At 59.3% G+C, this 13,021-nt stretch carries 13 protein-coding genes; 3 read left to right on the top strand and 10 right to left on the bottom strand.

Features of this window, described 5'->3' with window-relative positions; all coding sequences use genetic code 11:
- Positions 1–79 precede the first annotated feature (79 nt).
- The 5 genes from carA to grpE form a co-directional block, all read right to left on the bottom strand.
- Complete coding sequence (gene carA / locus CAG02_RS20095) at positions 80–1,216, bottom strand: glutamine-hydrolyzing carbamoyl-phosphate synthase small subunit (protein ID WP_085711854.1); 1,137 nt, start codon at positions 1,214–1,216, stop codon at positions 80–82.
- Between the two features lie 257 nt (positions 1,217–1,473).
- Positions 1,474–2,280 carry a 4-hydroxy-tetrahydrodipicolinate reductase gene (gene dapB, locus CAG02_RS20090; protein WP_085711855.1) on the bottom strand — a complete coding sequence of 269 codons (807 nt, stop codon included), beginning with the start codon at positions 2,278–2,280 and terminating at the stop codon, positions 1,474–1,476.
- A 9-nt stretch (positions 2,281–2,289) separates the two neighbouring features.
- Positions 2,290–3,414: a molecular chaperone DnaJ gene (dnaJ, locus tag CAG02_RS20085; RefSeq protein ID WP_085711856.1), complete on the bottom strand. Its 1,125-nt coding sequence runs from the start codon at positions 3,412–3,414 to the stop codon at positions 2,290–2,292.
- A gap of 296 nt (positions 3,415–3,710) precedes the next feature.
- Positions 3,711–5,627, bottom strand: coding sequence for a molecular chaperone DnaK (gene dnaK, locus CAG02_RS20080; protein WP_085711857.1), 1,917 nt, complete (start codon positions 5,625–5,627; stop codon positions 3,711–3,713).
- A gap of 102 nt (positions 5,628–5,729) precedes the next feature.
- Positions 5,730–6,299, bottom strand: a complete 570-nt coding sequence (gene grpE / locus CAG02_RS20075; RefSeq protein WP_085685597.1) for a nucleotide exchange factor GrpE — start codon at positions 6,297–6,299, stop codon at positions 5,730–5,732.
- A gap of 240 nt (positions 6,300–6,539) precedes the next feature.
- On the opposite strand from grpE, the gene recN reads away from it, so the two are divergent.
- Positions 6,540–8,213 (top strand): DNA repair protein RecN, encoded by a 1,674-nt coding sequence (recN, locus tag CAG02_RS20070; protein ID WP_085711858.1) that lies wholly within the window; start codon positions 6,540–6,542, stop codon positions 8,211–8,213.
- Positions 8,214–8,288: 75 nt separating this feature from the next.
- Here recN and fur read toward each other — a convergent pair whose 3' ends face one another.
- Complete coding sequence (gene fur, locus CAG02_RS20065; RefSeq protein ID WP_064119476.1) at positions 8,289–8,693, bottom strand: ferric iron uptake transcriptional regulator; 405 nt, start codon at positions 8,691–8,693, stop codon at positions 8,289–8,291.
- 97 nt (positions 8,694–8,790) lie between these two features.
- On the opposite strand from fur, the gene CAG02_RS20060 reads away from it, so the two are divergent.
- Positions 8,791–9,318: an outer membrane protein assembly factor BamE gene (locus CAG02_RS20060; protein ID WP_085711859.1), complete on the top strand. Its 528-nt coding sequence runs from the start codon at positions 8,791–8,793 to the stop codon at positions 9,316–9,318.
- 61 nt (positions 9,319–9,379) lie between these two features.
- Here CAG02_RS20060 and CAG02_RS20055 read toward each other — a convergent pair whose 3' ends face one another.
- The 3 genes from CAG02_RS20055 to CAG02_RS20045 are packed head-to-tail and all read right to left on the bottom strand — an operon-like array spanning position 9,380 to position 11,532.
- On the bottom strand, positions 9,380–9,694 hold the full coding sequence (locus tag CAG02_RS20055; protein ID WP_085711860.1) for an RnfH family protein: 315 nt from the start codon (positions 9,692–9,694) through the stop codon (positions 9,380–9,382).
- On the bottom strand, positions 9,687–10,121 hold the full coding sequence (locus CAG02_RS20050; protein WP_003221509.1) for a type II toxin-antitoxin system RatA family toxin: 435 nt from the start codon (positions 10,119–10,121) through the stop codon (positions 9,687–9,689). Before CAG02_RS20050 ends, CAG02_RS20055 begins: the two co-directional genes overlap by 8 nt.
- Before the next feature lie 7 nt (positions 10,122–10,128).
- Entirely contained in the window at positions 10,129–11,532 is a 1,404-nt protein-coding gene (locus tag CAG02_RS20045; RefSeq protein WP_085711861.1) for a sodium-dependent transporter, read from the bottom strand.
- 119 nt (positions 11,533–11,651) lie between these two features.
- On the opposite strand from CAG02_RS20045, the gene smpB reads away from it, so the two are divergent.
- Positions 11,652–12,134 (top strand): SsrA-binding protein SmpB, encoded by a 483-nt coding sequence (smpB, locus tag CAG02_RS20040; RefSeq protein WP_007953781.1) that lies wholly within the window; start codon positions 11,652–11,654, stop codon positions 12,132–12,134.
- 50 nt (positions 12,135–12,184) lie between these two features.
- Here smpB and CAG02_RS20035 read toward each other — a convergent pair whose 3' ends face one another.
- Positions 12,185–12,952 carry an FCD domain-containing protein gene (locus CAG02_RS20035; protein ID WP_085711862.1) on the bottom strand — a complete coding sequence of 256 codons (768 nt, stop codon included), beginning with the start codon at positions 12,950–12,952 and terminating at the stop codon, positions 12,185–12,187.
- Positions 12,953–13,021: the final 69 nt, after the last annotated feature.

The following is a 13,021-nucleotide window of genomic DNA, read 5'->3' as shown; positions in this document are numbered from 1 at the left end:
GATTTCTGAAGTCCCGAGGGGGCCGCCGGTTCCGGGGCCGCCCTCGAGGGGCTTCTCGCTACAGTCTCAAGGCGAGCGCTTAGCGTCGCTTGGCCATCTCGTTGATGAAGCGGTCAAACAGAGGGGCCACATCGTTCGGGCCCGGGCTCGCTTCAGGGTGACCCTGGAAGCTGAACGCGCTCTTGTCGGTGCGCTCGATGCCTTGCAGGGTGCCGTCGAACAGCGATTTGTGGATCGCGCGGACGTTGGCTGGCAGGGTCGCTTCGTCAACCGCAAAACCGTGGTTCTGGCTGGTGATCATCACGACGCCAGTGTCCAGATCCTGAACCGGGTGGTTGGCACCGTGGTGGCCGTGGCCCATTTTCAGGGTCTTGGCGCCGGAGGCCAGGGCCAGCAGCTGGTGGCCGAGGCAGATGCCGAACACCGGAATTTCGGTTTCCAGCACTTCCTTGATCGCCTTGATCGCGTAGTCGCAAGGCTCCGGATCGCCAGGGCCGTTGGACAGGAACACGCCATCCGGATTCAGGGCCAGCACGTCGGCAGCCGGAGTTTGCGCCGGCACTACGGTGACGCGGCAACCGCGCTCGACCAGCATGCGCAGGATGTTGACCTTGACGCCGTAGTCGTAGGCAACCACGTGATATGGCAGCTCGGAGGCTTCGATGGTCGCGTGGCTGTCGGTTTTCAGATCCCAGACAGTGGAGCGCCATTCGTATTGGGTCTTGGTGCTGACGACTTTCGCCAGGTCCATGCCCTTCAGGCCCGGGAAGCCTTGCGCAGCGGCGATGGCCGCTTCTTCGGAGATGTTGTCGCCGGCCATGATGCAGCCGTTCTGTGCGCCTTTTTCACGCAGGATGCGGGTCAGGCGACGGGTGTCGATACCGGCGATCGCCACAACATTGTTGGCTTTCAGGTAGTCGGACAGGGACATCGTGTTACGCCAGTTGCTCGCTACCAGCGGCAGGTCACGGATGACCAGGCCAGCGGACCAGACGCGATTGGACTCGGCGTCTTCCGGCGTGGTGCCGGTGTTGCCGATGTGCGGGTAAGTCAGGGTAACGATCTGTTGGGCGTAGGAAGGATCGGTAAGGATTTCCTGATAGCCGGTCATTGCGGTGTTGAACACCACCTCACCAACGGTCTGACCGTCGGCTCCAATGGCTTCGCCGCGAAAAATGCTGCCATCAGCAAGGGCGAGTATGGCTGGCTTAGTCAAGAAGACCTCCCGTAAATAACGCATGAAAGGGCAATCGCAGGTTGTAAAAAAGCGGAGTGACGTATGGACACGTCACCCCGCTTCTTCACTGAATTATTCTGCGCGCTTTTAGTGGACACACTAAAGCTGTAGCTTACAGAAAAAGGGATTTTTGGTCTACCGCCAATGAGCCCGAAAGGCCGGAGAATGCGACAGGGCGTCGCCAGGCGGAGCAAACCCGGCGCAAACAGGGCGTTTGCGCCGGGTTCAAACAAGGTTCAACGCAGGTCGAGCACGTCCTGCATGTCGTAAAGACCCGGTTCACGAGCATCCAGCCACAACGCTGCACGCACGGCACCCTTGGCAAACGTCATGCGGCTCGAAGCCTTGTGAGTGATCTCCAGGCGCTCGCCCTCACAGGCGAACAGCACCGTGTGATCGCCCACCACATCACCGCCGCGAACAGTGGCGAAACCGATGGTTTCACGCTCACGCGCACCTGTGTGGCCTTCGCGACCATAGACCGCGACCTTCTGCAGATCACGATCCAGCGCACCGGCAATCACTTCACCCATGCGCAGGGCCGTACCCGACGGCGCATCGATCTTGTGACGGTGATGGGCTTCGATGATTTCAATGTCCGCATCATCACCCAGCACGCGAGCCGCCATGTCGAGCAGCTTCAGTGACAGGTTGACGCCAACGCTGAAGTTGGCCGCGAACACGATCGGAATATCCTTGCCTGCCTCGGCCAGCAACTGCTTCTGGGCAGCGTCCAGGCCGGTCGTACCGATCACCATCGCCTTGCCGGCCTTGCGGCAGAAGGCCAGGTTTTTCAGCATGACTTCCGGCAGAGTAAAGTCGATCAACACATCGAACTCTTCTGCGACCGATTCCAGATTCCCGGACAACGGCACGCCGATTCGACCGAGCGAAGCCAGCTCACCGGCATCCACCCCGATCAGCGTACTGCCAGGGCGAACAATGGCCGCCGTCAAACCGGTCAGCGGCGCGCGCTGCTGCACAGCCTCAACCAGAATCTTGCCCATGCGCCCAGCGGCACCCATCACAGCTATACGTCGCATGCCGACTCCTTACAGATCGCCGAAGAAGCGCTTCACGCCATCGAACCAACCGGTGGTTTTCGGCGAGTGGCTGTTGTCATCCGCCAGAGAGCTGCGGAATTCTTCGAGCAATTCACGCTGACGACGATTCAGATTGACCGGCGTCTCGACCGCCACACGGCACATCAGGTCGCCCGCACCACCGCCACGCACCGGCGCTACGCCTTTGCCGCGCACGCGGAACTGCTTGCCGGTCTGAGTTCCTTCCGGAATTTTCAGCTTCACGCGACCGTCGAGGGTCGGGATTTCCAGCTCGCCACCCAGCGCCGCATCGACAAAGCTGATCGGTACTTCGCAGAACAGATGCTTGCCGTCACGCTGGAAGATCGCGTGCTCACGCACGTTGATCACAACGTACAAGTCGCCAGTCGGCCCGCCCTGAGTACCCGCCTCACCTTCGCCGGACAGACGAATGCGGTCACCGGTATCAACGCCGGCTGGTACTTTGACGGAGAGGGTTTTGTATTCTTCGACACGACCGTCACCGTGGCAGGAGTCGCACGGATCGGAAATGATCTTGCCCTGGCCATGGCAGCGCGGGCAGGTCTGCTGCACCGAGAAGAAGCCCTGCTGCATGCGCACCTGGCCGATACCGCCGCAGGTCGGGCACGTCGATGGCGACGAACCTTTCTTGGCGCCCGAACCGTCGCACGGTTTGCAATTGACCAGTGTCGGAACGCGGATATTCACGGTGGTACCGCGCACCGCTTCTTCCAGGTTCAGCTCCAGGGTGTAGCGCAAGTCGCTGCCACGCTGGGCGCCGCCACGGGAGCCGCCGCGACCGCCACCGAAGAAGTCACTGAAGACATCACCGAAGATATCGGAGAAGTTCTGACCGCCAAAGCCTGCACCGCCGCCGCCCATGCTTGGGTCCACGCCGGCATGACCGTACTGGTCGTACGCTGCACGCTTGCTGGAATCGGACAGCACTTCGTAGGCCTCGTTGGCCTCTTTGAACAGCTCTTCCGACGCTTTGTCATCGGGATTACGGTCCGGGTGATGCTTCATCGCCAGACGGCGATAGGCCTTTTTCAGGTCCGCTTCGCTTGAGCCACGCTCAACACCCAACACTTCGTAATAGTCACGCTTTGCCATAAGTCTTTGCACTCTTAAGGACGTTCGGCAAACCCCTCCTGAGCTTCGCCAAACTCGTTGAGCCCCAATACAGGCCCGGACCCAACTCACGTCAATTCAACGATCCTGGTCTTTGATTCATGCGGTACTTGCGGCGCGAAAAGCAGGAGCATTTCCGGCCATACCGCCAACACGCGAAGCTTGTCGCATGCTGTAAAAATTCGCGTATTCCAGATACGCCAACGCGGGAGCAAGCTCCCGCGCGGCGACATCCTACCAGTCAGTGCCCAAAGGCAGTCAACCGGCCGACCAACAACTTACTTGTGGTCTTTGACTTCTTCGAACTCGGCATCGACAACATCGTCAGCCTTTTCAGCTTTCTCTGCGTGCGGTGCCGCGCCTTCGGCAGGCTGAGCCTGTTCGGCGTACATCTTCTGGGCAACCGGAGCCGAGACTTTCGACAGCTCTTCAACCTTGGCGTCGATGGCAGCCTTGTCGTCGCCTTTGACGGCGGCTTCCAGGGCAACCACGGCCGCTTCGATTGCAGTCTTCTCTTCTGCAGTCACTTTGTCGCCAGCGTCAGCGATCATCTTGCGAGTCGAGTGAACCAGTGCATCACCCTGGTTACGGGCAGCGGCCAGCTCTTCGAACTTGCGGTCTTCCTCGGCGTTCAGCTCGGCGTCGCGCACCATCTTCTGGATTTCTTCATCCGACAGGCCGGAGTTGGCCTTGATGGTGATCTTCTGCTCTTTGCCGGTCGCCTTGTCTTTCGCGCCGACGTGCAGGATGCCGTTGGCGTCGATGTCGAAGGTCACTTCGATCTGTGGAACACCGCGTGGCGCTGGTGGAATCTCGGCCAGGTCGAACTTGCCCAGGGACTTGTTCTGTGCGGCTTGCTTGCGCTCACCTTGCAGGACGTGAATGGTCACGGCGCCCTGGTTGTCATCGGCAGTCGAGAACACTTGCGATTTCTTGGTAGGAATCGTGGTGTTTTTCTCGATCAGCGCGGTCATCACGCCGCCCATGGTTTCGATACCCAGGGTCAGCGGGCTGACGTCGAGCAGCAGAACGTCTTTCACGTCACCGGCCAGAACGGCGCCCTGAATCGCAGCACCCATGGCAACGGCTTCGTCCGGGTTCACGTCTTTACGAGCTTCTTTACCGAAGAAATCGGTAACGGCCTTCTGCACCAGAGGCATACGAGTCTGGCCACCGACCAGAATCACGTCGTCAATTTTGCTGGCGTCGATGCCGGCGTCTTTCAGAGCGATGCGGCATGGCTCGATGGTACGGTTCACCAGGTCTTCGACCAGCGACTCGAGCTTGGCACGAGAAATCTTCACGTTCAGGTGCTTAGGACCGGTCGCATCTGCAGTGATGTACGGCAGGTTGACGTCGGTCGACTGCGAAGAAGACAGCTCGATCTTGGCTTTCTCAGCGGCTTCTTTCAGACGCTGCAGGGCCAGTGGATCGTTCTTCAGGTCCATGCCGGACTCTTTCTTGAACTCGTCGACGAGGTAGTCGATCAGACGCATGTCGAAGTCTTCACCACCCAGGAAGGTATCACCGTTGGTGGCCAGTACTTCGAACTGGTGCTCGCCGTCAACTTCAGCGATTTCGATCACGGAAACGTCGAAGGTACCACCACCCAGGTCGTAAACGATCACGGTGTGATCGCCCTTGGCCTTGTCCATACCGTAAGCCAGAGCAGCTGCGGTTGGTTCGTTGATGATACGTTTTACGTCCAGACCGGCGATGCGACCGGCGTCTTTGGTCGCCTGACGCTGGCTGTCGTTGAAGTAGGCCGGAACGGTGATCACCGCTTCGGTCACTGCTTCGCCGAGGTAGTCTTCGGCGGTCTTCTTCATTTTCTTCAGGACTTCGGCGCTGATTTGCGGCGGAGCCATCTGCTTGCCGGAGGCCTCGACCCAAGCGTCACCATTGTTGGCCTTGACGATCTTGTAAGGCACCAGCTTGATGTCTTTCTGCACGACTTCTTCGTCGAAGCGGCGGCCGATCAGACGCTTCACCGCGAACAGTGTGTTGTGCGGGTTGGTCACAGCCTGACGCTTGGCGGACTGGCCGACCAGGATTTCGCCATCGTTGGCGTAAGCGATGATCGACGGCGTGGTACGCGCGCCTTCGGCGTTTTCAATAACTTTGGCTACGCCGTTTTCCAGCACGGAGACGCAGGAGTTGGTAGTCCCCAGGTCGATACCGATAATTTTGCCCATGTTCACTCTCCCGAAACTTTGGATTTGGTTGCCGCAGCAGTGGTGGCTAACTGCGGTAATACTTAAACGCTTGACTTCTAAATGGGGGCCTTGCGGCTAATTTCAAGCCTTCTCGTCAATCGAAGGCGAAACTGGCGCCGGCGCCTTGCTGACCACGACCATCGCCGGACGCAGCAGGCGGCCATTGAGCTGATAGCCCTTCTGGAACACTTTCAGAACGCTGTTCGGTTCCAGGTCCGCACTTTCCTGCATGGCCATTGCCTGATGTTCCACGGCGTTGAACGGTTCGCCTTCCTGCGGGCTGACAGCTACAAGCTGATAGCGCTTGAGGGTGTCCTGGAACATTTTCAGCGTCAGCTCGATACCTTCGCGCATCGGACGGATGCTTTCGTCGTCCGGGCTCGACAGCTCGAGGCCGCGCTCCAGGCTGTCGACGATCGGCAGCAGGTCGCCGGCGAATTTTTCCAGTGCAAACTTGTGAGCTTTCTCTACGTCCTGCTCGGCACGGCGGCGGACGTTCTGCAGATCGGCAGCTACGCGCAGAGATTGATCCTGCGCGGCGGCCAATTGCTCTTCGAGCACTTGTACACGGGTCGCCAGGTCATCACCCGAAGCCTCGGGCGCCTGATTGGCTTCTGGATTTTGCGTATCTACTGTCTGTTCGTCAGCCATAGAATTCTCCTTTCAATATCGTCCGCGAGTTCGATTCGCGCTTCTGCCCCGGTATATGGGGCCGCAAAATCAGGCTTCAAGGGCTGACAATGATTAACCCTACAAAAAAGTGCTGCATTGTCATTCCCGGGCGCGATAAGCATTTGATCGGATCAAGCCAATCGAGCTAAGCGAGGGCATTGTCAGGCCGAAACAAAACACTGTATAAATAACCAGACCTAAAGCCTGGGAGCGGCCTTTATGCTGGTGCACCTGTCCGTACACAACTACGCCATCGTTGAACATCTCGATCTCGAACTCGATCGCGGGATGAGCGTGATTACCGGGGAAACCGGCGCCGGCAAGTCGATCATGCTCGACGCCCTCGGCCTGACCCTGGGCGATCGCGCCGACAGCGGCGTGGTGCGCCCGGGCGCCGACAAGGCCGACATCCTGGCGACCTTCGACCTGGCCGACATCCCAGAAGCCAGCGCCTGGCTGGCCGAGCGCGACCTGGAAATCGACGGCCCGTGCATCCTGCGCCGGGTCATCACCTCGGAAGGCCGCTCCCGTGGCTATATCAACGGCACGCCCTGCCCGCTCGGCGACCTCAAGGCCCTCGGCGAGCTGCTGATCGACATCCACAGCCAGCACGAACACCAATCCCTGCTCAAGACCGATACCCACCGTCGCCTGCTCGACGAGTACGCCGGCGCCACCGATCTGGCCCGACAGGTACAACTGGCCGCCCAGCGCTGGCGCCAGACCCGCCAGGAGCTGGAACGCCTGTCCAACTCCGGCGACGAGCAACGCGCACGCCATCAACTGCTCAGCTACCAGCTCGAAGAACTGGAGAACCTGGGTTTAGGCGAAAACGAGCTGGAAGACCTGGAGCAGGAACACAAGAACCTGACCAACGCCGAAACCCTGCTGGGCATCTGCCGGCAAGTGGTCGAACAATGCAGCGAAAGCGATTCCGGCAATGTGCTGAATGCGCTGACCGCCAGCCTCAATCGCCTGTCCAGCGTGAACAACTCGATCGGCGCCCTGGGCGAAGCCAGCAGTTTGCTGACCAGCGCACAGATCCAGGTCGAAGAGGCTGTCGGCGAACTCAACCGCTTCCTCGACAACTTCGACGCCGATCCGCTGCGCCTGCAATATCTGGAAGAACGCCTTGATGCCATTTACACCCTGGCACGCAAACACCGGATCCAGCCGACCGAAGTCGCCGAGATGCAACAAAAACTGCTGGATGAAATCGAAACCCTGAATGCCAACGACGAATCCATCGAGCGCCTGGGTGAAGAACTTGCTTCATATGCCCGTCATTATCAGGAAAAGGCTCGCGAGTTGAGCGATCTGCGCCATCAGGCTGCCGGCAGTCTGGCAAGCGCGGTGGAACAGGAGATTCAACGCCTCGGCATGCCTGGAGGACGCTTCACCATCGAGTTGCGGCCCAACGCCAGCGGCGAACTCCTGCCCAACGGACTCGAACAGGTCGAACTGCTGGTCAGCGCCAACCCTGGCCAACCATTAAAGGCCTTGGCCAAAGTGGCCTCCGGCGGCGAACTCTCGCGGATCAGCTTGGCGATTCAGGTCATCACCGCCCAGACCTCACGCGTGCCGACGCTGGTATTCGACGAAGTGGATGTCGGCATCGGCGGCCCGACCGCCGAGATTGTCGGCCAGTTGCTGCGACGCCTGGGCGAACGCGGTCAGGTCCTGACCGTTACACACTTGCCGCAAGTGGCCGCACAGGGCCATCAGCATTTATTTGTGCACAAGGTACGGGGCGATCAGGCGACTCACACTGCCGTGTCGAAACTGAGCAAAAATGACCGTATAGAAGAAGTCGCACGCATGCTCGGCGGCATCGATCTGACCAAAGAGTCTCTGGCACACGCCAAGAAGATGGTCGTTACGGCAAAGGTTTAAGCACGACAGAAAGCACGAAGGCGACCCTTGGGTCGCCTTCGTTCGTTTCGCGAACCTGAAATTCGCGCGACATGCTTACTTTTTCTTGCGTACGTACAGCACCAGGTTGTGATCCACCAACTCGACACCGTGCTCTTCGGCAATTGCCTTCTGGAGCTTTTCGATTTCGATGCTGACGAATTCGACAACCTCACCGGTTTCCACGTTGACCATATGGTCGTGGTGGCCACCGTCGGCCAATTCGAATACCGCGTGGCCACCGTCGAAGTTGTGACGGACCACGAGGCCAGCCGCTTCGAACTGGGTCAGAACACGGTAGACCGTGGCCAGACCGACGTCCTCGCCAGCTTCCATCAACGCCTTGTAGACGTCCTCGGCACTCATGTGACGCTGCTCGGTAGAGTCGAGCATTTGCAGGATCTTGACCCGTGGCAGGGTCACTTTGAGGCCGGCTTTGCGTAGTTCGCTATTTTCAACCATGGTCAGCTTTCTCGCGATGCTGCTTCGCAGCTTCTCTTAATGCGGGTATGATCGGCGTTTACGTTGTCCCAGCCAAGATAGTGGAAGTCGCCCACCGATGCAAAACACCAAGCTCTTGCTAACCAGTTTCACCTTTGTGGGACTGCTCGCACTCGCCGGTTGTTCATTCCCCGGGGTTTACAAAATCGACATCCAGCAGGGCAATGTCGTCACGCAGGACATGATAGACCAGTTACGCCCGGGAATGACCCGGCCGCAAGTACGGTTTATCATGGGCAACCCTCTGCTTGTCGACACGTTCCATGCCGATCGCTGGGATTATCTGTACAGCCTGCAACCTGGTGGCGGTGAACGCCAGCAGGAACGCATGAGTGTCATTTTCGACTCTAACGACCGCCTTGTCAGCCTGTCCGGTGACTTCATGCCAGGCGTGAGCCGTGACGAAGCCATTCTCGGCAAGGACAGTGGCACCAGCGTGACCGCTCCTGCCGAAAACGCCGAGAAGCCAAAACCGGAAAAACCGGTCAAGCCAGGTTCCTTGCTGGATCAGATCCAGAAGGACGTCGATGGTGTGGAAACCGTTCCGGTTCCGACACCAGAGCCGCTGGACACCTCGCCGCAATAATTTGCGACGCAATAAAAAACCCGGAAATTCCGGGTTTTTTATTGCCTGCAGATCAGTGCAATCACTGTTTTCCGGCTTTAGCCTCGGCGGCCTTGGCGGCCCGCAACCGGCGCACCTCTTTCGGATCAGCCAGCAGCGGTCGGTAGATTTCGAGACGATCCCCCGCCTGAACAACCCGCACATCCGGATCGGCAATCACTTTGCCGAAAATCCCGACCGGACAACCCGCCAGATCCAGCTCGGGAAAGTCGGCATCGATGCCGCTGGCCGACAGTGCAGCCCGCACCGTCGAACCCTCTGCCACGCTGATCGTACGCAACACCTGACGATCAACCGCCGCGTACACCACTTCTATTTCGATCACCGGCTCAACCATGCATCTGCTTGGCGCGCTGGCAGAAAGCATCCACCAGAGTGTTGGCCGCCTGATTGAACAGCGGCCCGAGCGTGGCGCGCACCAGCGGGCCGGCATAATCGAAGGACAGATCGAGGCTGATCTTGCAGGCCTTCTCGTTCAGCGCCTTGAACACCCAGACCCCGTGCAATTGATTGAACGGACCTTCCTCAAGGTTCATCTCGATCGATTGCCCCGGCACCAGGGTATTGCGCGTCACGAAGTGCTGGCTGAGGCCGCCCTTGGCCACACCGACGCTGGCACGCATGTGTTCAGGCGAGCTTTCCAGGACTTCCGCAGACGAACACCACGGCAGAAACTCCGGATAACGCGCCACGTCATTGACCAGGTCATAGAGAAATTGCGCCGGGTAAGGCAGCAGCGCTGATCGTTGAATATGTGTCGTCATGTAAGCGTCACTTCCAGAGCTGGGTGGCAAACACTACAAGAATGCCGATGGGCGCCACATAGCGCATCAAGAACAGAGACAGGGCGAACAGCGCCGGACTGCGAATCGACAATTCGTCACGCACCGCCTCACGCCCCATCACCCAACCGGCAAACAGCACAAAGCACAGCCCGCCGAGCGGCAACATGATCCGCGAGGTGAAGAAGTCGATCACACCAAAGAAGTCCAGACCGCCTGCGGCACCCCATTGGTAGAGATGGAACATCCCGCCTTCGTTCACGAAAAATTTCGCTTCCTTCCAGATATTGAAGGAAAACACCGTGCCCAGACCGACAAACCAGCAGGTGAACGCCAACCAGAATGTCACCCACGCACGACTGATTTTAGTCCGCTCGACCAGATAGGCGACCATCGGCTCCAGCAGGGAAATCGCCGAACTCCACGCAGCAATCGCCACCAGAACGAAGAACACCACGCCCATCAACTGGCCGAACAGCACGTTACCGAACGCAAATGGCAGGCTGACGAACATCAGCCCCGGACCTTCGCTCGGGTTCAAACCGCCGGCGAACACAATCGGAAACAAGGCCAGACCGGCCACCAGCGAAACGAAGGTATCGAGCAGCGCCACACCCACGACAGTGCCGGAAAGCGAGGCTTCCTTGGTCATGTAGGCGCCGTAGATCATGATCGAGCCCACGCCCACGCTCAGGGAGAAGAACGCGTGGCCCATGGCCGGCAGCAAGCCATCAAGGACTTTCTCCGGGTGGAAGTCGAACATGAAATGCACGCCTTCCATGAAGTGCCCGGTGGTCATGCTGTAACCCAGCAACACCAGCACCATCACGAACAGCAACGGCATCATGATCCGCAGGCTGCGCTCAAGCCCGGCGACCACGCCTTTGGCGATCACCACCGCCGACAGCAGCATGAACACCGTGTGCCACAGCGTGATGCGCCATGGGTCGGCGATGACATTGCCAAAATAGGCACCGACCTGCTCGGCCGTCGCCCCCTGGAAGTCCCCGCGCCCCATATCAATGATGTAATCCAGCGACCAGCCGCCGACCACACTATAGAAAGACAGGATCAGCAACGCCGTGATCATCCCGGCGAACGCGCCCCACGACCACTTGCCCGAGTGTCCGGCTTCGAGAGCCAGCACCTTCAAGGCGTTGGCCGGACTCTGACGGGCACGGCGGCCGATCAGGGTTTCGGCGAGCATCACCGGAATGCCTATCAGCGCGATACACGCCAGAAACATCAGCACAAAGGCGCCGCCACCGTAGACCCCGACCATGTAGGGGAACTTCCAGATGCTGCCCAGTCCCACGGCCGAACCGGTCGCGGCGAATATGAAAACCCAGCGGCTAGCCCAACTGCCGTGGACAGAAACCTTGTCTGTCGACATCGTTTATCACGCCCAAGCGTTAGAAAAAGAGGCCGCATTGTCCGGGATTCACTCAACCTGCTCAAGCACGCAGCATCACCGTAGCCGACAGCCGTTTATCTCCATATAATGCCGCCCCTATGGCTAAACAGAAGAAACACCCAACAGGGACCATCGCGCAGAACAAAAAGGCGCGACACGATTACTTCATCGAGCACAAGTTCGAGGCTGGTCTGGTCCTGGCCGGCTGGGAAGTAAAAAGTCTGCGGGCAAGCAAGCTGCAACTGGTCGACAGTTACGTCCTGCTCAAGGACGGCGAAGCCTGGCTGCTCGGCAGTCACATCACGCCGTTGATGACTGCCAGCACCCACGTCATCGCCGACCCGGTCCGCACCCGCAAGCTGCTGCTCAACCGCCGCGAGCTGGACAAGCTGGCCGCCGCCGTACAGCAGAAGGGTTACGCCTGCGTGTGCCTGTCCTGGTACTGGAGCAAGCACATGGTCAAGTGCGAAATCGCTCTGGGCAAAGGCAAGAAGGAATACGACAAGCGTGATACCGAACGCGAACGTGACGCCGGTCGCGAGCTGCAGCGTGCGGTGCGCAACAAGGGCAAGGAAGACTGATTCTTCTGCCTGAATGACCGTTCCCGCGCTCGGCACGGGAACGGTCATGCTTACATCCCTTTGCGCCGCTCGGCCCGAGCCATGCGCTGCACTTCCTGACGCACTTCTTCCAGCACTTCCTGCACATACAGAATGTGTCGGCTGGACACTTCTCGTGCCTGCTCCGCCCGCCCTTCGATAATCGCCTGATACAGTTCCCGATGCTGCGTGATCAGCATGTCGCGGGTTTCCGTGCGCTGTTTGTACATGCCGCCGATGTTGGTCACCACGTTGCGCTTGAGCAGGTCGAACAGCCCGCGAATGGTGTGCAGCAACACAGCGTTATGACTGGCCTCGGCGATGGCCAGGTGGAATTTCGCGTCTGCCGCCCCCTCTTCCGCCCGACTCACTTCGTCGTGACGCGAGTAGCAGTCCTGTAATTCTTCAAACGCGGCGGTCAGTCGCTCGCGATCCACATCGGTGGCACGCAATGCCGCGTAATAAGCGCACGACGCCTCCAGCGTGTGGCGAAATTCCAGCAGATCGCGCTGGGCTTCAGGATTGCTTTCCAGCAATTGCAGCAAGGGATCGCTGAAGGTCGAGCCCAGGCTTTCCACTACGTAATTGCCGCCGCCCTGCTTGCTGACCAGCAACCCCTTGGCCGCCAGCTTCTGGATCGCCTCGCGCAACGAAGGTCGGGAAACACCGAACTGCTCCGCCAATGCGCGCTCCGCCGGCAGGCGCTCGCCAGACTTCAGCGTGCCCTCGAGGATCATCCCCTCGAGCCGCTCGACAATATCGTCAGACAAACGGCGCTGACGTATCTGATCAAACCCCATCACTCAATTCTCCACGAGCCCGACCACTCGCCGGGCTCTCTATTCTGGCCTATCGGCGCCTTGCCGACA

The sequence above is a fragment of the Pseudomonas sp. R43(2017) genome (assembly GCF_002112345.1).
Lineage (GTDB): Bacteria > Pseudomonadota > Gammaproteobacteria > Pseudomonadales > Pseudomonadaceae > Aquipseudomonas > Aquipseudomonas kribbensis.
This window is presented reverse-complemented; position numbering and strand designations above follow the sequence as displayed.